Source organism: Janibacter terrae (assembly GCF_039636765.1).
GTDB classification, from domain to species: Bacteria; Actinomycetota; Actinomycetes; order Actinomycetales; family Dermatophilaceae; genus Janibacter; species Janibacter terrae.
The window spans coordinates 1,310,215-1,329,202 of record NZ_CP144167.1 but is presented as its reverse complement, the minus strand read 5'-3'; the positions used below and the strand labels follow the sequence as shown (position 1 = coordinate 1,329,202).

At 73.5% G+C, this 18,988-nt stretch carries 17 protein-coding genes; 3 read left to right on the top strand and 14 right to left on the bottom strand.

What is annotated here, in order from left to right; all coding sequences use genetic code 11:
• Window positions 1-78 precede the first annotated feature (78 nt).
• Window positions 79-780, bottom strand: a complete 702-nt coding sequence (locus V3C34_RS06695; RefSeq protein ID WP_346008359.1) for a ferritin-like fold-containing protein — start codon at window positions 778-780, stop codon at window positions 79-81.
• A gap of 218 nt (window positions 781-998) precedes the next feature.
• On the opposite strand from V3C34_RS06695, the gene V3C34_RS06690 reads away from it, so the two are divergent.
• Window positions 999-2,516, top strand: coding sequence for a DEAD/DEAH box helicase (locus V3C34_RS06690; RefSeq protein WP_068422824.1), 1,518 nt, complete (start codon window positions 999-1,001; stop codon window positions 2,514-2,516).
• A gap of 56 nt (window positions 2,517-2,572) precedes the next feature.
• Complete coding sequence (locus tag V3C34_RS06685; RefSeq protein WP_346008358.1) at window positions 2,573-4,246, top strand: glycosyltransferase family 4 protein; 1,674 nt, start codon at window positions 2,573-2,575, stop codon at window positions 4,244-4,246.
• 72 nt (window positions 4,247-4,318) lie between these two features.
• Here V3C34_RS06685 and V3C34_RS06680 read toward each other — a convergent pair whose 3' ends face one another.
• The 5 genes from V3C34_RS06680 to V3C34_RS06660 all read right to left on the bottom strand — a co-directional run bounded on the left by V3C34_RS06680 (window position 4,319) and on the right by V3C34_RS06660 (window position 11,170).
• Window positions 4,319-6,022 (bottom strand): hypothetical protein, encoded by a 1,704-nt coding sequence (locus tag V3C34_RS06680; RefSeq protein ID WP_338538554.1) that lies wholly within the window; start codon window positions 6,020-6,022, stop codon window positions 4,319-4,321.
• Window positions 6,019-8,103: a glycosyltransferase family A protein gene (locus tag V3C34_RS06675; RefSeq protein ID WP_346008357.1), complete on the bottom strand. Its 2,085-nt coding sequence runs from the start codon at window positions 8,101-8,103 to the stop codon at window positions 6,019-6,021. The genes V3C34_RS06680 and V3C34_RS06675 overlap by 4 nt, the downstream gene beginning before the upstream one ends.
• Before the next feature lie 7 nt (window positions 8,104-8,110).
• A complete protein-coding gene (locus V3C34_RS06670; RefSeq protein ID WP_068325645.1) occupies window positions 8,111-8,884 on the bottom strand; it encodes a ParA family protein in 774 nt (257 codons plus the stop codon).
• Window positions 8,885-8,972: 88 nt separating this feature from the next.
• A complete protein-coding gene (locus tag V3C34_RS06665; protein ID WP_068325647.1) occupies window positions 8,973-10,286 on the bottom strand; it encodes a DUF2252 domain-containing protein in 1,314 nt (437 codons plus the stop codon).
• Between the two features lie 38 nt (window positions 10,287-10,324).
• On the bottom strand, window positions 10,325-11,170 hold the full coding sequence (locus V3C34_RS06660) for a PHP domain-containing protein (protein ID WP_068325650.1): 846 nt from the start codon (window positions 11,168-11,170) through the stop codon (window positions 10,325-10,327).
• Window positions 11,171-11,245: 75 nt separating this feature from the next.
• Between V3C34_RS06660 and V3C34_RS06655 the strand changes: the two genes are divergently transcribed.
• Window positions 11,246-12,049, top strand: a complete 804-nt coding sequence (locus V3C34_RS06655; RefSeq protein WP_068325651.1) for a GNAT family N-acetyltransferase — start codon at window positions 11,246-11,248, stop codon at window positions 12,047-12,049.
• 18 nt (window positions 12,050-12,067) lie between these two features.
• Here the strand turns inward: V3C34_RS06655 and V3C34_RS06650 are convergent, their stop codons facing one another.
• The 8 genes from V3C34_RS06650 to V3C34_RS06615 are packed head-to-tail and all read right to left on the bottom strand — an operon-like array spanning window position 12,068 to window position 18,987.
• Window positions 12,068-12,853 (bottom strand): enoyl-CoA hydratase/isomerase family protein, encoded by a 786-nt coding sequence (locus V3C34_RS06650; protein WP_068325652.1) that lies wholly within the window; start codon window positions 12,851-12,853, stop codon window positions 12,068-12,070.
• Window positions 12,854-12,872: 19 nt separating this feature from the next.
• Entirely contained in the window at window positions 12,873-14,081 is a 1,209-nt protein-coding gene (pcaF, locus tag V3C34_RS06645; protein ID WP_345914238.1) for a 3-oxoadipyl-CoA thiolase, read from the bottom strand.
• On the bottom strand, window positions 14,078-14,614 hold the full coding sequence (locus V3C34_RS06640) for a DUF6158 family protein (RefSeq protein WP_068422848.1): 537 nt from the start codon (window positions 14,612-14,614) through the stop codon (window positions 14,078-14,080). Before V3C34_RS06640 ends, pcaF begins: the two co-directional genes overlap by 4 nt.
• 37 nt (window positions 14,615-14,651) lie before the next feature.
• Entirely contained in the window at window positions 14,652-15,173 is a 522-nt protein-coding gene (locus V3C34_RS06635; protein ID WP_338538561.1) for a gamma carbonic anhydrase family protein, read from the bottom strand.
• Window position 15,174: 1 nt separating this feature from the next.
• Entirely contained in the window at window positions 15,175-16,032 is an 858-nt protein-coding gene (locus tag V3C34_RS06630) for an amidohydrolase family protein (protein WP_346008356.1), read from the bottom strand.
• A gap of 8 nt (window positions 16,033-16,040) precedes the next feature.
• Complete coding sequence (gene fdxA / locus V3C34_RS06625; RefSeq protein ID WP_068325660.1) at window positions 16,041-16,370, bottom strand: ferredoxin; 330 nt, start codon at window positions 16,368-16,370, stop codon at window positions 16,041-16,043.
• Between the two features lie 23 nt (window positions 16,371-16,393).
• Window positions 16,394-17,407: an NAD(P)/FAD-dependent oxidoreductase gene (locus V3C34_RS06620; protein ID WP_068325662.1), complete on the bottom strand. Its 1,014-nt coding sequence runs from the start codon at window positions 17,405-17,407 to the stop codon at window positions 16,394-16,396.
• A complete protein-coding gene (locus tag V3C34_RS06615) occupies window positions 17,404-18,987 on the bottom strand; it encodes a benzoate-CoA ligase family protein (RefSeq protein ID WP_068325664.1) in 1,584 nt (527 codons plus the stop codon). The genes V3C34_RS06620 and V3C34_RS06615 overlap by 4 nt, the downstream gene beginning before the upstream one ends.
• Window position 18,988: the final 1 nt, after the last annotated feature.

Below are 18,988 nucleotides of genomic sequence, written 5' to 3'. Positions count from 1 at the left end.
AACCGTCTCGAAGGACGCCGGCACCGAAGGGGCCCCGCCATCCAGGCGGGGCCCCTTCGCGTGCTCCGGGCGCGCGCCTCAGGACGCGAGGCCGAGCCGCCCCATGCGCAGCTGGTGGCGGTCGGTGAGCCGCTGCATCAGGCGCCCGACCTCCTCGAGGGAGGCGCCCGGGCGATCGGGGCCCAGACCGAGCACGAGGTCGCTGAGCGACTCGTGCTGGGCGGCGACGACCTGCCCCTGGGTGAGGGCCTCGCCGACGAGACGGCGCCCCCACAGCGCGAGCGGCCCGCCCCGCCTCGGGTCCTGCGCGATGCCGCGGCGCACGGCCGAGACGATGACGTCGACGTCCCGGTGGCTGCCGCCCGCCTGCTCGATGATCGCGCGCGACGTCGGGTCGACGTAGCGGGCCACCTCGAGGAAGAAGTCCGACGCGATCCCGTCACCGATGTAGGCCTTGACCAGGCCCTCGAGCAGGTCCTGCGGATGGGTGCGTGCGTGGTAGGCGTCGAAGGCCTCGCGGAAGGGCTCCATCGCCGCGATCGGGTCGCCGCCGAGCGCGACGATGTGGTCGCTGAGCAGCTCGTGGTTGCGGAACTCCTTGACCGCGATGCCGGCCAGCGCGCGCTTGAGGGCGAGGTCGTCGGCCATCTCGGAGTCGGCGGCGATGCGGGTGAAACCGGAGATCGCGCCGTAGGCGATCACGCCGAGGAGGTCGATCGTCCCCGCCCCCTCACGGTGCGACGGCTCGGCGGAGGAGGAAGGGAGGACCGGCTCGCTCATCCGGCCAGCCTAGTGCGCGGCCGGGTGCTTTTCGGCTCCGCGGCCCACCGGCGGGTAGCATGATCGGGACCAGCGGTGCCCGGTCGGCATCCACCTCTTGCCCGGACGAGACGTCCGGCGCGGTCGCCCCCTTCGTGGCGGATCGCACTGAAGACCTCCGATCGGCCCGTGCCACCTGAGCGGCGCATCTCGCCGTCCCACGCTGATCGAGAGACCCCATGTCCGAGACCACCACGCCCGAGGACGTCCAGGCGACGCCCGACATCGAGGGCACGGCCCCCGAGGCCGCGCAGCAGACCTTCGGCGACTTCGACGTCCACCCCGACATCGTCGCCTCGCTGGCCGACGCGGGGATCATCCACCCCTTCCCGATCCAGGCGATGACCCTCCCGGTCGCGCTCGGCGGGCACGACATCATCGGTCAGGCCAAGACGGGTACCGGCAAGACGCTCGGCTTCGGCGTCCCGATGCTCGACCGCGTCGACACCGAGACCGACGACCCCCGCCCGCAGGCCCTGGCGGTCGCGCCGACCCGTGAGCTCGCCAGCCAGGTCGCCGCCGACCTCGAGCGCGCCGGCAAGCGCCGCGGCATCAAGGTCCTCACCGTCTACGGCGGCCGCGCGTACGAGCCGCAGATCGAGGCGCTCAAGAAGGGTGTCCACGTCGTCGTCGGCACCCCCGGTCGCCTCATCGACCTGGCCCAGCAGAAGCACCTCGACCTGTCCAACACCAAGACGGTCGTGCTCGACGAGGCCGACGAGATGCTCGACCTCGGCTTCCTGCCCGACGTCGAGAAGATCATGGCGATGACCTCGCCGGCCCGGCACACGATGCTCTTCTCCGCGACGATGCCCGGCGCGATCGTCGCGCTCGCCCGCCGCTACATGACCCAGCCGACGCACATCCGCGCGATGAGCGAGGACGGCGAGGCCGACAGCCACACCGTCAAGGCGACCGAGCAGTTCGTCTACCGCGCGCACGCGATGGACAAGGTCGAGATGATCGCCCGCATCCTGCAGGCGAGGGACCGCGGCCTGACGATCATCTTCTCCCGCACCAAGCGCACCGCCGCCAAGGTCGCCGACGAGCTCACCGACCGCGGTTTCGCGGCCGCCTCGATCCACGGTGACCTCGGGCAGGGTGCCCGCGAGCAGGCGCTGCGCGCCTTCCGCAACGGCAAGGTCGACGTCCTCGTCGCCACCGACGTCGCCGCCCGCGGCATCGACGTCACCGACGTCACCCACGTCATCAACTACCAGTGCCCCGACGACGAGAAGACCTACGTCCACCGCATCGGCCGCACCGGCCGCGCCGGCAACACCGGCATCGCAGTGACCTTCGTCGACTGGGACGACGAGACCAAGTGGGCGGTCATCAACCGCCAGCTCGACCTCGGCATCCCCGAGGCCGTCGAGACCTACTCCTCGAGCCCGCACCTCTTCAGCGACCTCGACATCCCCGAGGGCACCAAGGGCCGCCTGCCGCGCGCCCAGCGCACCCGAGAGGGCCTGGACGCGGAGCGCATCGAGGACCTCGGCGAGACCGGCAAGTCCGGCGGGCGCCGCTCCGGTGGCGGTCGCGGTGGCTCTGGCGGTGGCCGCAGCGGCTCCCGTGACGGCTCCCGTGACGGCGGCCGCAGCGAGGCCAAGGCCGACGGCGAGGGCGGTCCGCGCCGTCGCCGCAACCGTCGTCGCACGCACGGCGGCCAGTCGGGCCAGGCCCAGGACGCAGGCTGATGGCGAAGGGGGACGCCTTCCCGTCCCCCTTCGCCCCGGCGAACTAGGCTGCCCGGGTGCGTGACCCCAAGACACTCGCCCGAGGCGCCGCCCGCCGTGCCTACTCGACCCTGCAGCGCCTGCGGCCCCGGCCGACGGCGTCCGACGGGTCGAGCGCCGCTGACGTCACGGCGCGCGTCGCGACGCTGACCGAGGCCCGCGACCACGCGGCGGCCGTCGAGCTCGTCCGCAGCGAGCTGCCGGCACTCGGCACGGACTCCGCCTTCCTCGACCAGGCCCGCCGCAGTGCCTCGCGCGCCGGCGAGCCGAGCCTGCAGCAGACGATCACGCGGCAGCAGCTCACGGTGACCCCGCGCTTCGCGGGGCCGGCGCGCACCCGGCTCGAGGCCGCCCTGGCCCAGGTGACCGGTCGCCTCCGGGAGACCGACCCCGACTGGTCACCGCACCTCGACCCGACCGCCGTGCGCGCCGCGCGCACCGTGCAGGAGCGCGAAGGGAGGGAACCCTCCCTCCGCGTCGCCCACCTGCTGAAGATCGCTCTGCCCCACCGGCAGTCGGGCTACTCAGTGCGCACCCGATACAACCTCGCCGCGCAGGTCGCGTCCGGGGTCGAGCCGGTGGCGATCACCGCGCTCGACTTCCCCGGCGACGCCGGCACGCCCGCGGCCGAGGAGGTCCACGGGATCCGGCACCGCCACCTGCTGCGGGCCGACGTCCCGGGCGCGGAGACCGTCGACGCCCACCTCGAGGCCTACGCGGCACACCTGCTGCCGGTCGTCGCCGAGGAGGCCCCCGACCTGCTGCACGTGCACTCCGGCTCGCGCGGCTACGACGCGGCCCTCGTCGGCGGGGCCGTCGCCGACGCGCTCGACATCCCCTGGGTCTACGAGGTGCGCGGGTTCTTCGAGGCGATCTGGAGCCAAGATCTCGACCGGGCGGAGTCGGCCGAGACCTACCGTCGCCGGCGCGACACCGACACCCGCTGCATGGCAGCGGCCGACGCGGTCATCACGCTCAGCGAGTCGATGCGCTCGGACATCGTCGGCCGCGGGATCCCCGCCGAGCGGGTGCACGTCGTGCCCAACGGCGTCGACGCGAGCGCCTTCGCCCCCCGGCCGCGTCGTGACGACCTCGTCGAGCAGTACGGCCTCGCAGGGCGGTTCGTCTTCGGCTACGTCTCCAACCTCGACCACTACCGAGAGGGGCAGGAGCTGCTCGTCGACGCCGCCGTCGCGCTGCGCGAGCGGGGCGTCGACGCGGTCGCGCTCATCGTCGGCGACGGCACCCGCCGGGCCGAGATCGAGGCGCACGCCGCGGCGGTCGGCGCGGGCGACGCGGTCGTCCTCACCGGCCGCGTCCCCCACGAGGAGGTCCTCGACCACTACGCCCTCGTCGACGTCTTCGTCGTCCCCCGCGTGGACGAGCGGGCGGCGCGGCTGGTCACGCCGCTCAAGCCCTTCGAGGCCATGGCCGCCGGCCTGCCGGTGCTCGTGTCCGACCTGCCGGCCCTGACTGAGATCACCGGTGACGGCGAGCGCGGCGAGTCCTTCGCCGTCGGGGACGCCGAGGCGCTCACCGAGGCCCTCGTGCGCCTGGCCGGGGACCCGGCGCGCCGGGCCGAGCTGGCCGCGGCCGGGCGGGCCTGGGTCGAGACCGAGCGCTCCTGGGAGGCCAACGGCGTTCGCTACCGCGAGATCTACGAGCAGGTGCTGGGCTCCCACCGGGGCTGAGCCCGCCGAGACTCGGGCGATGGCGCCTATCGAGCCCCTGTTGGAGCCATCACCCGAGTGTCGCGGGCGGGCTCAGACGTCGACGTGCTCGCGCGGGTCGCCGTAGAAGACGACTGTGCTCGACTTGTTCATGAAGGACGCGTCCTCGACCGTCCACGTGTGCGCGTGCCGATCGGTGCCGCGAATGCTGACATAGCCGAAGCGGTCCGAGGAGTAGGTCCGCACGCCGGCGGCTTGTGCCCGGTCGAGCAGGTCGGTGTCGACCGCCCGTGGCAGGTCCGAGAAGCGCAGGTCGCGGGCCACGTCGCCGCGCATGAGGATCGACCCGCCCTGGACCAGCCGCTCGAAGCGGTGCTCGCTCGCCGGGAACCGCAGGATCACCGCACCCGTGCTGCGCAGCCACGTGTAGTGCGCCCACTTGCCCGCGATCCCCGCGCCGGAGTACTCGAGCGCGTCGACGAGGTCGACCAGGTAGTGCCGGCCGTAGAAGTTGTCGTCGTCGATCTTGGCGACGTGGGCACCGTCGGAGGCGTCGATGCCGAGGTTGAGGCAGGCGCCGAGGGTGAGCGAGGCATCCGCGGCCACGACCGTCATCTCGTCGATCCCCTTGTCGCGGAAGCGTGCGCGCACCTCTGCCTCGTCGACGTCGAGCCCGTGCAGGACGAGGACGACCTGGACCTCGCCGGAGTGCAGGAGCGACTGGCGGGCCATGTTGTCGGCGACGGTGCCGAGCTCGTGGGCGCGGTTGGTCGAGATCACGGCGCTCACGCTGCGGTCGAAGGGGGTCCCCCGCACCCCGCGCAGGGGGCGAGGCCGCTCGAGCAGGGCCTCCAGGTCGGCAGCGCGGTGGACGAAGCCGTGCGCGGCCCGCACCTCGCGACCGGCCCGCAGGCCGGCCCGGTCGACGAGCTCGTCCTGCCACAGGTGGGCGCGGGCGTGCAGGGCCAGCTGGGTGTCGTCCTCGACGCGGGCGGTCTCGGCCGCCACGGCGTCCGGCAACCGGTCGAGCACCGCGGGGGTCGCGATGGGGGCGGTGCCCGCGGCTGCGGCCTCGAGCACCTGCCACGGCGTCGCGGGACGGTCGGCGACGAAGGCCGCCGCCCGGTACCGGCCGAGCACCGGACGGTCCCCGGGGATCTCGGTGGCGGCGTCGTCCCCGCCGAGCAGGTCGAGCCGCTGCGGCTGCACCGGGGCCAGCCGCCCCCGGTCGTAGCCGGCGTCGCCGACCAGCGCGACGACCTGCTCGCGACGTCGGGTCGCGCCGACGGCTGCCGGCGAGTGGATGCGCGTGGCGGCGGCGGGCGGCAGGAGGTGGACCTCGCGACCGAGCCGGGCCGCCCAGTCCGGGAGGCTCCCTTCGTCGTCCACGCAGACGTGCACGGGGACGGTGGCACCGGCGACGAGCCGCTCGACCGCGTCGGCCGCGACCCGCGCGCTCCCGGTGACCCACACGAGCACCGGGACGGTGGCCGCGAGGACGGCGGCGCGCTGCCCGGCGAAGGGGGCCTCGAGGGTCACCGCCGACCGCGCGTCCACCTCGACGAGCACGGCGTCGGGGTCGACGGCGGTGAGGGTCCACTCGTCCGCGAGGCCCGCACGCACCCGCTCGGAGGCGTGCACGTCGACGCGCAGGGTGGCCCGGCTCGGTGCCGTCCCGGCAGCAGGGGCGTTGACCCGGGACAGGCGCCGGACCGCCTCGCGACGGGCCCGCGGCCCGGCCGTGGCGTCCCGGACGGCGGCGCGCACAGCCTTGGCGGAGCCGCCGAGCGCGCTCATCGCCGCTCCCGCAGCAGGTGGTGCACCCGGGCCTCGCCCGCGTGCTCGGGCAGCCACGTCGCCGCGCCCTCCGGCACACCCCACGTCGCGAGCTCGGTCTCGACGGCCACCCGGGTCCACGCCGGGTCCACGCGGTGCGTCCGCGTGCCGACGGGCTCGGTGACGACCACGTCACCGGTCACGACGTCGGGCGCCGGGCGCCCCACGGACAGCGACTCGGCGCGGCGCACCCAGGTCACCGCCGCCTCGACGCGCTCCTCGGGGTGCACCTGCAGCACGTCGTCGCACGTGTCGAGCAGCCGGCGGACCGGGGCGAGCAGCGGCTTGCGGTACAGGCGCAGGCGCGCCGGGTTCTCGCGGTGCAGCAGGGCGATCCGCACGTCGAGCTCGCGCAGGCGCTCGATCGCGCCCACGAGGTCGCCGGCGTCGGCCATCGGGTCCGCCGCGTCGTCGACGACGAGGACGTCGAAGGGGGCGTGGGGCCTCGTCGACACCCACACGTGGGGCGCCGCGAAGGGACGCCCCTCGGCGCGCTCCCGCGCCGGGTCGGACTCGCCGTGCCGGGTCGCCCAGTCGAGGTCGGTGAGGGGCCTGCCGCGCTCGCGCTCCACCGCGAGGCGGCGGTGCCAGACCTTGTAGGCCGAGCGGTAGGCCATGCGTGCGCCGACGCCCCACCCGACGCCGAAGTCGCTGCGGGACAAGGACCCTGCGCGCAGCCTGGTCAGCTGCAGCGGGGGCTCGACGAGGAGCGGCTCGATGCCGGTCACGGCGGCGATGCGCGCGTCGTACTCGCTGTCGGCGCTCTTGCGCACGTCGTCGAAGGAGCCGACCCGGTCGATCGTCGCACGCGGCATGACGAGCCCCGAGGCGTTGAGCCGCGTCGACGGGTAGCCGAGCCACACGAGCGTCAGGTCGTCGCTCGGCCGGATGGTCATGCCGTGCGTCGCGGGCAGGTCCGGGTCGGCGAGCAGTGGGGTCACCTGGCGCTCGATGCGCTCGGGGTGGCTCCAGTCGTCGGCGTCGAGGAAGGCGAGGTACTCCCCCTTCGCCTTCCGGATGCCGAGGTTGCGGGCACGGTAGGCGCCACCGTTGCGCTCGCGGGTGATGATGCGCGCCGTCGGGTGCAGGCCGGCGATGCGGGCGATCTCGGCCGTGTGCTCGGGGCCGGAGGCGTCGTCGACGACGACGACGTCGAGGTGCGGCCAGGTCTGGTCGCGCAGGGCGCGGATCGCGGTCGCGAGCCACGGGCCCGGCCGGTGCGCCGTGACGATGACGCTGACGGTCGGCAGCTCGTCCTCGGTGACCGTGCGGCCCACCGCTGCCGAGACCCGCTGTGCCACACCGGCCCTCAGCGTCGCGAGCTCGTCCGGGTCGGCCCCGACACGGTCGTAGGCAGGAGCGCCGCCGGGGAACTGCGCGGCCGTCTCCTCGCCGATGACCGCAGCGAGCTCGGCCTGGTCCAGCAGGCGCGGCACGAGCGCACCGGCGTCCCGCCAGCGGCGGGTGAGCAGGCGCCACCACGCGGCCTCGTCGCCGGTGATCGACGGGTGCGCGAGGTCGGTCTCGAGGTCCAGCCGCTCGTCCTCGGAGAGCTGGGTGAGCAGCGGCAGGTGGGCGCGCAGCACGTCGGCCCCCTCACCGGCAGCGGTCTGGCGCAGCAGGAGGGTGTGGGCGTGCAGGAGCGCCTGGCGGGTCGTGAGGCTCGCAGCGTGCCCCTGCTCGATCAGCTCGCGGAGGATCGCCGAGCCCTCCCGCACGAGCTCCTCGTCCCCGCTCGTCGTCAGCAGCTCCGCGTAGCCTGCACGCCAGGTCGGCGCTCCGGTCCGCTCCGCGAGGGTCCGTGCGACCTCACGCAGCAGGGTCGAGCGGGTGCGCAGCCCGGTGGCGACGAGGTCGTCGACGCCGATCTGCTCGGCGCCGCGGGCGTAGCCGGCGACGAGCGGGTCGAGCCCGCGCAGCGGGGTCGGTCGGACGCGGGCGCGAAGGGGGTCGATCACCCGCCGGCGGGCGGCGGGGTCCCCGGTGAGGACGGCGCGGAGGCCACCGACGGCGAGGCTACGGGCGCGTTGCAGGGTGGGCACGGGCGGCTCAGATCGCGGCGAGGATCGCTTCGGTGACCTCGCGGTAGGCGGCGGCGCCCTTGCTGCTGCGCGCAGTGTCGAGGATGGACCGACCGGCGGCGGGGGCTTCGGCGAAACGGACGGTGCGCGGGATCGGCGGCGACAGGACCGGCAGCTTGTACCGCGTCCCGAGGTCGTCGAGGACCTCGCGGGCGTGGTTGGAGCGCCCGTCGTACATCGTCGGCAGGATCCCGATGGTCTTGAGCTTCTTGTTGAGCAGCTTCTTGACGTCCTTGACGGTATCGAGCAGCTGGCCGACGCCGCGGTGGCTGAGCATCTCGGCCTGCATGGGGATGATCAGGCCGGTCGCGGCGGTCAGCGCCGAGAGGGTGAGGACACCCAGGCTCGGGCTGCAGTCGAGCAGGATGACGTCGTAGTCCCCGCGCACGTCCTCGAGCACGGACTGGAGGACGAACTCGCGCCCGGGGCGGGTCAGCAGCTGGGCCTCGGAGCCGGCGAGCTCGATCGTCGAGGGCAGCAGGTCGATGCCCTCCCCCGCCTCGAGGATCGCGTCGCCGATCTCGGCCTGGCCGAGGACGACCTCGTTGACGGACAGCTCCACGGCGTCCGGATCGACCCCGAGGCTGAAGGTCAGGCTCGCCTGCGGGTCGAGGTCGACGAGCAGGACCCGCTGACCGAGCTCGGCCATCGCGGCACCGATGGACGCGACCGACGTCGTCTTGGCGACGCCGCCCTTCTGGTTCGCGACAGCGATGATGGCTGCCTTCTTCGCCCGTGCCACGTGTGACGCCTTTCGATGGGAGTCGATGCCGCGCTCATCCTCTCACCCGGGCTCCGCCGCGGCGCCACCGCGACGCGCCAATGGGGCCTCAGACGGCCTGCACCGAGCCGATCCGTCCCTCCCGGAAGGCCTCGACGAAGAGGGCGTGGTCGGAGCGCACCCGCGCCGCGTAGTCGATGCCGAAGTCCACGAGGTCCCGGACCAGATCCTCCTCGCGGCCCTCGATGACCCGGGCGATCGCCTCCTCCGTCTGGAAGTCGACGACGGTGTGGTCGCTGTCGGCGTCCGAGACGCAGTGGATCTTGGCCGTGGCCCGGCCGAGGTCGGCGACGACCATCGCGATGTCGTCGGGCTCGTGCAGGTCGGACCAGGACAGGTCGAGCTCGTAGGGCGAGACCTCGTCGACGACGTAGCCCACACCCCGCACGCTCGTGAACCCCAGGAGCGGGTCGGCGTGGACCTGCAGCGCCCGCTGGCTGACCACGGTGCGTTCACCCTCGTGGGCGAAGAGGTCACGCATGCGCGGCTCGTCGACCACGTCGGCCAGCGCCGGGTGGTTGGCCTGCTTCATCGACAGGACGATGTCGTTCTCGTGGGCCTCGTTGAACCCCTCGATCAGCACGCTGTAGGCGGGCAGACCCGCGCTGCCGATGCCGAACCCGGAGCGGCCCACGACGTCCTTGACGGCGTAGAAGTTCTCCCGCTCCATCCTCTTGGCCTCGGGGATGGTGCCGAGGTAGCCCGCGAAGGCCTCGAGGACCAGCTCGCGCTCGTCCTCCTCGAGGCGGCGCACGCCGGGCCCGTCGAGGAACCGCCGGCCGGCGTCGTGCACCTCGGTCATCGAGTCGAGCATCCCGACGCGGCTGCTGCGGCGGGCCAGCTGCAGGGTGGCGTGGATCGCGCCCTGCGTGTTGCCCAGCCGCAGGGCGAACTCGGAGTCGTCGCTCTTGCCGACGAACTGGTGGACGCGCTCGATGTAGCTGGTGAGGTAGGTGGTGGCCAGGTCACGCACCGCCTGCTCGGGCAGCGCCTTGCGCCACCCCATGACGGCCAGCCCGGCGACGAAGCGGCGCAGGTCCCAGGTGAAGGGGCCGATGTAGGCCTCGTCGAAGTCGTTGACGTCGAAGACCAGCTCGCCGTGAGAGTTGATGTACGTCCCGAAGTTCTCGACGTGCAGGTCACCGTGGATCCACACCCGTCCGGTCCGCTCGTCGGCCCAGGGCTCCTCCGTGCCGGCGAGGTCGCGGTGGAAGAGGCAGGCGGTCCCCCGGTAGAAGGCGAAGGGGTGGTCGGCCATCTTGCGGAACTTCACCCGGAACGCGGCGGGAGAGGCCTCCATGAGGTCGGCGAAGGCCGCCTCGAGGGTGTCGATGACGAGCTGCTGACGCTGCTGATCGGTCATGCCGCGACGCTATGCCCTCCTGCTGGGGATCTGCTGCCTCAGGCGAGGACGGGGACGGTGCCGGAGGACGCCGCCACGATGCGCTCGAGGGACTCGGGCGCGGTGGTGTTCTCCCCCAGGCGGTTGTCCTTGCCGTCACCGTGGAAGTCGCTGCTCCCCGTGACGACGAGCTCGTGGCGCCGGGCGAGCTCGTGCGCGAGCGCGCGACCGGCGTCGTCGTGGTCGCGGTGGTCGGCCTCGATGCCCACGAGCCCGGCCGCGGCGAGCCCGGCGACGTCGTCGGCGTCGAGCGAGCGCTGCCGCTTGGTGGCGAAGGGGTGCGCCACCACGGGCACCCCACCGGCGGCCAGGACCAGCCGCACGGCCTCGGCGGTCTCGACGGCGTAGTGCGGCTCGTAGTAGACCGAGCCGTTGTGCAGCCAACGGGTGAAGACCTCGTTGCGGTCGGCCGCGACCCCGTTGGCGACGAGCGCGTCGGCCAGGTGCGGTCGCCCGAGCGCCGCGCCCGGCTCGACCTGCTCGAGGACGTCCTCCCAGGTGACGCCGAAGCCGTCGTCGGCCATGTGCTCGACGATCCGCCGCAGCCGCGGCACGCGGTCCTCGCGCATCCGGCGCATCTCCTCGGACAAGGGCTCGTCGGCCGGGTCGAAGAGGTACGCGAGCAGGTGCACGGACTTGCCCCGGTGCCGGGTCGAGAGCTCGGCCCCGCGCACCAGCGCGACCCCGCGGCGAGCGGCGGCTGCAGCCGCCTCGTCCCACCCGGCGGTGGTGTCGTGGTCGGTGATCGCGAGGGTCGTCAGACCCGCCTCTGCGGCCTGCGCGAGCAGGTCGGCGGGCGCGTCGGTGCCGTCGCTTTGGGAGGAGTGCGCGTGGAGGTCGATCACGCCGTCAGCCTATGCCCGGGCACCGACACCCGGTTCGGCTGCGGCGCCGGTCGTAGACTGCTCGCAGGAGGAGCCATGGCGCAGGACGAGCTCATGATCCGGGCGGCCACACCCCGGGACGAAGGGGGCATCGCGCGTCTCCTCGCGGAGCTCTCGCCCACGTCTGCCCGACTGCGTTTCTCCCACGCCGTCGCACCCGACGAGATCGCCGACCTCGCGGTGCTGCGCCCGGGCACCACCTCCCTCGTCGCGCTGCGCGCGGGGGTCGTCGTCGCCGAGGCCCGGTACGAGCGGACGAGCGAGGACGAGCCACCGGAGCTCGCGATGGCCGTGGCCGACAGCCAGCAGGGCCGCGGTCTGGGCACCCGGATGCTCGGCGCGCTGCGGGAACGGGCGGCCGCCGACGGCCTCCTCACGCTCCGGGCCGTCGTGCGCACGGACAACCGCGGGATGCTGCGCCTGCTGCGGACGACGAGCGCGGCGATCGCCGCGCCGGTGGAGCAGGGCGAGGTCGTCTTCGACCTCGCGACCGACGACCTCATGCCCCCGTGGCCGACCGGGCGCGCCGCGCGCAAGGTGCTCATCGAGACCCGCACCCTGTTCGACACCCCCGAGGTCGAGGCGCTGTGGGAGGCGGGCGTGGAGGTGCGCAAGTGCCAGGGCCCGGTCAACGACGCCGGACGCACCTGCCCGGCCCTCGAGCACGGCGAGTGCCGACTGGCCGACACGGCCGACGCCGTGGTCAGCCTGCTGCCGCAGGACGACCCGACCTGCCGGCTCATCGCCGACGACCACGCGACCCACCGCGGCGAGGCGTTCGTGGCGCGCACCCACGCCCAGTGGCGCGAGGCCGCCCCGGGGCTCACCGAGCAGGACTGAGCGGACCGCCCCCTGCGGTCAGTCGAGGCCGGGCCACCGCGGCTTGCGCTTCTCGGCGAAGGCGCGCACTCCCTCGGCCCGGTCGGCGCTGAAGGCGGTGTCGTGCCAGCGGGCGTCCTCGAGGTCGAAGCCCTCGTCGAGGGTGAGGTCGAGCCCGCCGCGCATCGCCGCCTTCGCGTTGCGCACGCCCACCGGCGAGTGCTCGGCGATCGTGGCGGCCAGGGCGAGCGCCTCAGCGCGCGCGTCGTCGACGCACCGGTCCGCCAGGCCCAGGCGCAGCGCCTCGTGGCCGTCGACCCGGCGTGCGGTGAAGATCAGGTCCGCGGCGCGCGACCAGCCGATGCGACGGGTCAGCAGCTGCGTCCCGCCGCCACCCGGGATGACCCCGACGCCCACCTCGGGCAACGCGAAGCTCGCCCGCGGACCGGCGACGACGAGGTCGCACGCGAGCGCGATCTCGCAGCCGCCGCCGAGGGCGTGACCGTCGACGGCCGCGATCGTCGGCACCGGCAGGTCGAGCAGGGCACGGTAGGCCCGGCGGTTGCCGGGGCGCTGGGCCCGCAGGTCGTCGTCGCTGAACCCGTTGCGCTCCTTCAGGTCCGCGCCGACGCAGAAGGCCTTGGGGTGGCTCGACGTCACGACGACCGCGCGCACCGAGGTGTCGTCGCGCAGCACGGCGCCGGTCGTCGTCAGCGCACCGGCCATCGCGGTGGAGACGGCGTTCATCGCCTCCGGACGGTCGAGGACGACCTCGACGACGCCGGCGTCGTGGCGGACGGTGGTGATGAGCGGTGAGTCGGTCATGGGGTCATCCAATCAGGGGTCACGGGCGGGAGATGAGCGCCGCGATCCCCTGGCCCACCCCGATGCACATCGTCGCGATCGCGTGGTCGAGGTCGTCGTCGGCCAGCGAGATCGCCGCCGAGAGCGCGATCCGCGCGCCGCTCATGCCGAGCGGGTGGCCGAGGGCGATCGCGCCGCCGTGCGGGTTGACCCGCGGGTCGTCATCGGCGATCCCGAGCTCGCGCAGGACCGCCAGGCCCTGCGACGCGAAGGCCTCGTTGAGCTCGATGACACCCACGTCCTCGAGCGCGACACCGGTGCGCGCCAGCAGGCGCTGCACGGCCGGGGCCGGACCGATGCCCATGACCCTCGGCTCGACGCCGATCGCCGTCACCGCGTCGACGCGGGCGAGCGGCGTGAGCCCGTGCTCCTCGACGGCGGCCTCCGAGGCGACGAGGAGGGCGGCGGCGCCGTCGTTGACCCCCGACGAGTTGCCGGCGGTGACGGTGCCGCCCTCGAAGAGGGGGCGCAACCCGCCGAGGGCCTCCAGCGACGTGGAGCGCGGGTGCTCGTCGGTGTCGACGAGGACCGGGTCGGCCTTGCGCCGCGGGACGCTCACCGGCGCGATCTCGCGCGCCAGCCGGCCCGAGGCGATCGCGGCCGCGGCCCGCTCCTGCGAGCGCAGCGCGAAGGCGTCCTGGTCCTCGCGGGAGATCTTGTGGTCGACCGCGACGTTCTCCGCCGTCCGCGGCATCGGGTCGGTGCCGTACATCCGCTCCATGTGCGGGTTGACGAAGCGCCAGCCGATCGTCGTGTCCTCCACCGTCATGCCGCGGGCGAAGGGGGTCTCGGCCTTGGGCAGGACGAAGGGGGCCCGGCTCATGCTCTCGACACCGCCGGCGACGACGAGGTCGGCGTCACCGGCGACGACGGCCCGGGCGGCGTAGCCCACGGCGTCGAGGCCCGAGCCGCACAACCGGTTGATCGTCGTCCCCGGCACGCTGACGGGCAGACCGGCGAGCAGCGCGGCCATGCGCGCGATGTTGCGGTTGTCCTCGCCCGCCTGGTTGGCGTTGCCGAGGACCACGTCGTCGATACGGGCGGGGTCGAGGCCCACGTGCCGGTCCAGCAGCTCGGCCACGACGTGCGCCGCGAGGTCGTCGGGGCGCACGCCCGACAGCGCGCCGCCGTAGCGTCCGATCGGCGTGCGGACCCCGTCGACGAGGTAGGCGTGCCGGGTCCGGCTCATGCCTCCCCCGCCAGCCGGGCACGGCCGGCGTCGGTGAGGACGCGGTCGGTGCCCTCGGTGGCGACGAGCTGGGGGTCGGCCTTGTAGAGGTCGGCGCGCACGGCGGGGTCGAGCCCGACCTCGCGGGCGGCCTGGTGCGCCTCGAGCTTGTTGAGCCGACCGCCGTTGTCGGCGAGCCGCTGCAGGAAGGCCCGGACCGGGTCGCCGTCGCCGGACCCCGCGGGGGTCTGCGGGTCGGGCAGCTCGACGAGCGCCTCGAGCTGGGCGATGACGCCGCGCACCGTCTCGCGCCACGACGCGGCGGTCTGGGCGAGGTCGGTCGGCGCGCCGCCGCTGCCCTGCCAGGTGCGCTTGGGGAAACGGCGCACGTACTCGCGCTCGAGCTCGAGCATGCGGGCCGTGTGATGGGCGAACTGCTCGGCGCTGCCGTGCAGGAAGACCCAGTTGCGGGTCTCGTGGGCTCGGGTGCCCTGGGCCTCGAGCTCCTCGTCGCTCAGCTCGGCGGCAGGGACACCCTGGGTTGCGTCGTTCATGATCGATCCCTTCGTGGTGTGTCGGTCGGGCGGTGCGTCAGTCGAGCCGGCGCAGCTGGTCGCGGTAGCGGGCGGAGTTGGTCAGGTACTCGCCGACCCCGAAGCGGACCCACTCGGTGGCCTCGGCGGGGACGGGTCGGGTCCGGGCCGGGACGCCGACGGCCATCGACCCGGCCGGGACGACCGTGTGCTGGGTGACGACGGCACCGGCCCCGATGACCGACCCGTCGCCGACGCTCGCGTGGTTGAGCACCACGGACCCGGAGCCGACGAGGCACCGGTCGCCGACGGTGCAGCCCTCGAGGTGGACGTTGTGCCCGACGACGCAGTCGGCGCCGATGGAGGTGGCCTGCTCCTCGATGCAGTGCACGACGGTGCCGTCCTGCACCGAGGTCCGGTCGCCGACGACGATCCGGCCGAAGTCGGCCCGCAGCACCGCGGTCGGCCACACGGAGGCCTGCTCGCCGAGCGTCACCGCGCCGATGACGACGGCGTCCGGGTGGATGAAGGCGGAGTCGGGGATGTGCGGGGTGAGCTCACCGAGCGCGTAGACCGCCACCTCACTGCACCTCCAGCCCACGGTAGAGACGAAGGGCGTTGCCCCCGAGGACCGCAGCGACGTCTGCCTCGGGCACCAGGTCCGCGACGGCGCGGGCGTTGACGTCGGCGCCGGGCACGCCGGGCCAGTCGGTCGCGAAGATCATCTTCTTGGCGAGCCGCTCCAGTCCCGCCGCGGCGTAGTACTGCGGCAGCCGCTTGGGCGGCAGCCCGGACAGCTCGATCCACACGCGGGGGTTGCTCATCGCCATGAAGGCGGCCTGCTCGTACCACCAGCCTCGACCGCCGTGGGCGAGCACGATGTCCAGCTCCGGGAAGTCCCGGGTCACGGCGAGCAGATGGCTCGGGTCCGCGTACTGGTTGGACGACCCGGCGAAGGTCGAGGTGCCGCAGTGGACGACGAGCGGCGCCCCCTCCTCGACGAGGACCTGGTAGGCGGGGTAGAGCATCGGGTCGTCGCAGGTGAAGCCGCCGTGCACGGGGTGCAGCTTCAGGCCCGCCGCACCGTGGCCGAGCTGGCGCCGCACCTCGTCGCCGATCGGGTGGTGCAGGTGCGGGTTGACATTGGCCATCGGCCGGAAGCGCGCCGGGTTGTGCTCGACGACCGGCAGCAGGTCGTCGAAGAGCTGCATCCCGGTGGCCTTGGGGCTGTACTCGCAGAAGAGGATCGCGATGTCGACCCCCTGCTCGGCGAAGAGCTCGTCGACGGCGGCGGGACGGGGTATCCCTTCGCCGTCCCAGGCCCGCTCGAGCACCCCGTCGGGGCCGAACTGGCGAGCCCAGTCGATCCACGACGACGACAGCGTCGAGAGCACGGGCAGGTGGATGTGGGCGTCCACGAGGACGTGACCGTCGAGCACGGCGCGCTCTACAGGTCGGCGACCATCGGGGTGTCGACCCCGATGGCACCGGTCTTGTGCGAGCCACCGGGGGCGCCGAGCGGCTCGTCACGGCCCGGCAGGACCTCGGTGAAGAAGCGTCGGTTGTCCTCGATGTGCTCGGCCATGTCCTCGGGCACCCGACGGTCCTGGCTGATCGCCTCGACCGGGCACACGGGCTCGCAGGCGCCGCAGTCGATGCACTCCTTGGGGTTGATGTAGAGCTTGCGCTCCCCTTCGTAGATGCAGTCGACGGGGCACTCCTCGGTGCACGAGGTGTCCATGACGTCGAGGCAGTGGCCGGCGATGACGTACGGCATGTCGATGTCCTCTCTGCGGTGTGTCAGGCGGGCTGCGGGACCGCGGGCTGGTTGTCGGTCGAGTGACCGGGGAAGAGCTGCGCGTCGGGGTCGATGTGCACGGCCGCGTTGTTGACCGCCGTGGCCACCTCGCCGAAGCCGACGGCGATGAGCCGCACCTTGCCGTCGTAGTCGGTGATGTCACCGGCGGCGAAGACGCCCGCGACGTTGGTGCGCATGGCCGGGTCGACGACGAGGTGCCGGTTGTCGTGCAGCTCGACTCCCCACTCGCGCAGCGGGCCGAGGTTCGCGGTGAACCCGAGGGCCGCGACGAGGCGGGTGCACGGGAGGGACCGGGGCTCCTCCCCCTTCGGCGTGATCGTCACCGACTGGAGCGTCCCGTCGCCGACGGTCTCGGTGACCTGGGCGTTGAGCACGACCTCGACCGGCGCGGCCTGCATCTGCTCGACCGACGCGTGGTGGGCACGGAACTGGTCCCGGCGGTGCACGAGGGTCACGCTACGCGCGATCGGGTGCAGCATGTTGGCCCAGTCGACCGCGGAGTCGCCGCCGCCGACGATGACGACGTCCTGGCCGGCGTACTCCGCCGAGCTCGGCACGAAGTACTCGAGGCCACGGCCGAGGAAGTCCTCGCCCGCGGGCAGCGTGCGCGGCGTGAAGGTGCCGATGCCGCCGGTGACGACGACCGCACCCGCGTCGATGCGGTCCCCGGTGCTCGTCGTGACGACGAGACGCTCGCGGCCGTCCTCGCCCGGCACGTGCTCGAGCTGCTGGGCCTCCTGCCCCAGCAGGTACGTCGGGGCGTACGGCGCGGCCTGCTCGACGAGGTTGGTGATGAGCTGGCGTCCGGACACGGCCGGGAAGCCGGCGATGTCGAAGATCTGCTTCTCCGGGTACATCGCGCTCACCTGCCCACCGACCTGGCTCAGGCTGTCGATGACGGCGGTGCTCAGGCCGCGGACGCCCGCGTAGTAGGCCCCGAAGAGCCCGACGGGTCCCGCGCCCACGATGAGCAGGTCGACGGTCGTGGTGGTCATGAGACGGCCTCCTTGGCCTGCAGCTCCTTGACGAGGGCACGCACCTTGAACCGCTGCATCTTGCCGGTCGCGGTCTTGGGCAGCTCGTCGACGAAGTAGACGTGACGGGGCCGCTTGAAGGGCGCCAGCCCCTCGCGGCACCAGGCGTCGAGGTCCTCCGCGCTCACCGCGGAGCGCGTGACGACCGCGGCGACCGGCTTGACGAGACCGTCGGCGTCCTCCTGGCCGACGACGGCGCACTCGAGCACGGCGTCGTGGGCGAGCAGTCGGTCCTCGACCTCGGTCGGGCTGACCCAGATGCCACCGGCCTTGAGCAGGTCGGTGGCCCGGCCCATGCACGTGTAGTAGCCGTCGGCGTCGCGCACGTAGGTGTCACCCGTGTTGACCCACTCGCCCTGGAAGACGGTGCGCGTGGCCTCCGCCCGGCGCCAGTACCCCAGCGCCGAGGAGGCGCCGCGCACGAAGAGCGTGCCCGGCTCGCCGTCCTCGACGAGCGTGCCGTCGAGGTCACGGATCTCGAGGTCGTAGCCCGGCACGGCCCGGCCGGTCGTGCCCATGCGGATCTCTCCCGGGCGGTTGGACAGGAAGATGTGCAGGCACTCGGTCGAGCCGATCCCGTCGAGGATCTCGAGACCGAAGCGCGCGAGCATCCGCTCCTGAACCCCGGGCGGCAGCGGCTCGCCCGCCGAGGCCCCGAGGCGGACACCGGCGAAGGTGTCGTCGGGGATGTCGCTGACCAGCAGCCCGGCGTAGAAGGTCGGCACCCCGAAGAAGAGCGTCGCCCGGCCCTGCACGACCCGCTCGGCCATGCCGGTCGGGGTGGGGCGCTCGGGGTTGAGGACGGCGGTCGCCCCCACCGAGAGCGGGAAGAACATCGAGTTGCCGATGCCGTAGGCGAAGAACAGCTTGGCCACGGACAGGCAGCGGTCGTCCTCGGTGATGCCCAGGACCTGGGTCCCGTAGGTCTGCGTGACGATGCGGATGTTGTCGTGCCGGTGCATCGCGCCCTTGGGCTTGCCCGTCGTGCCGGATGTGTAGAGCCACAGGGCCCAGGCGTCCGGTCCGGCGGGCACGGGCTCGCGCCCGGCCGCGTCGGCGGCCGCCCCGCGCTCGAGCAGCTGATCGAACGAGAGCTGCTCGACGCCCTGGGCCGCAGCGGCGGCCTCGCCGGGGTCGCCGTCCCAGATGACCTGGCGCAGCTCCGGGCACGCGGCCGCGGCCCGGGCCGCCGGCTCGGCGAAGGTGTCGCTCGCGACGAGGGCGACGGCGCCCGAGTCGCCGATGATCTCGGCCAGCTCGGCGGGGCCGTACATCGTCGAGACCGGGACCGCGACGAATCCGCCGCGGATGGCCCCGAGGATGCCCGTGAAGAGGGCGATGTCGTCGTTGGCGACGAAGACGACCCGGTCGTCCCGGCGCAGGCCGAGGGACCGCAGTCCCGCGGCCACGCGGCCGGTGAGCTCGACGAGCTCGGTGTACGTCACCGTCTGCGAGGGCGTCTCGACGGCCGGGTGGTCACCGCGTTCCACGGCGACCCGGTCGACGAGCCAGGCTGCAGCGTTGAAGCCGGCGTCCGACATG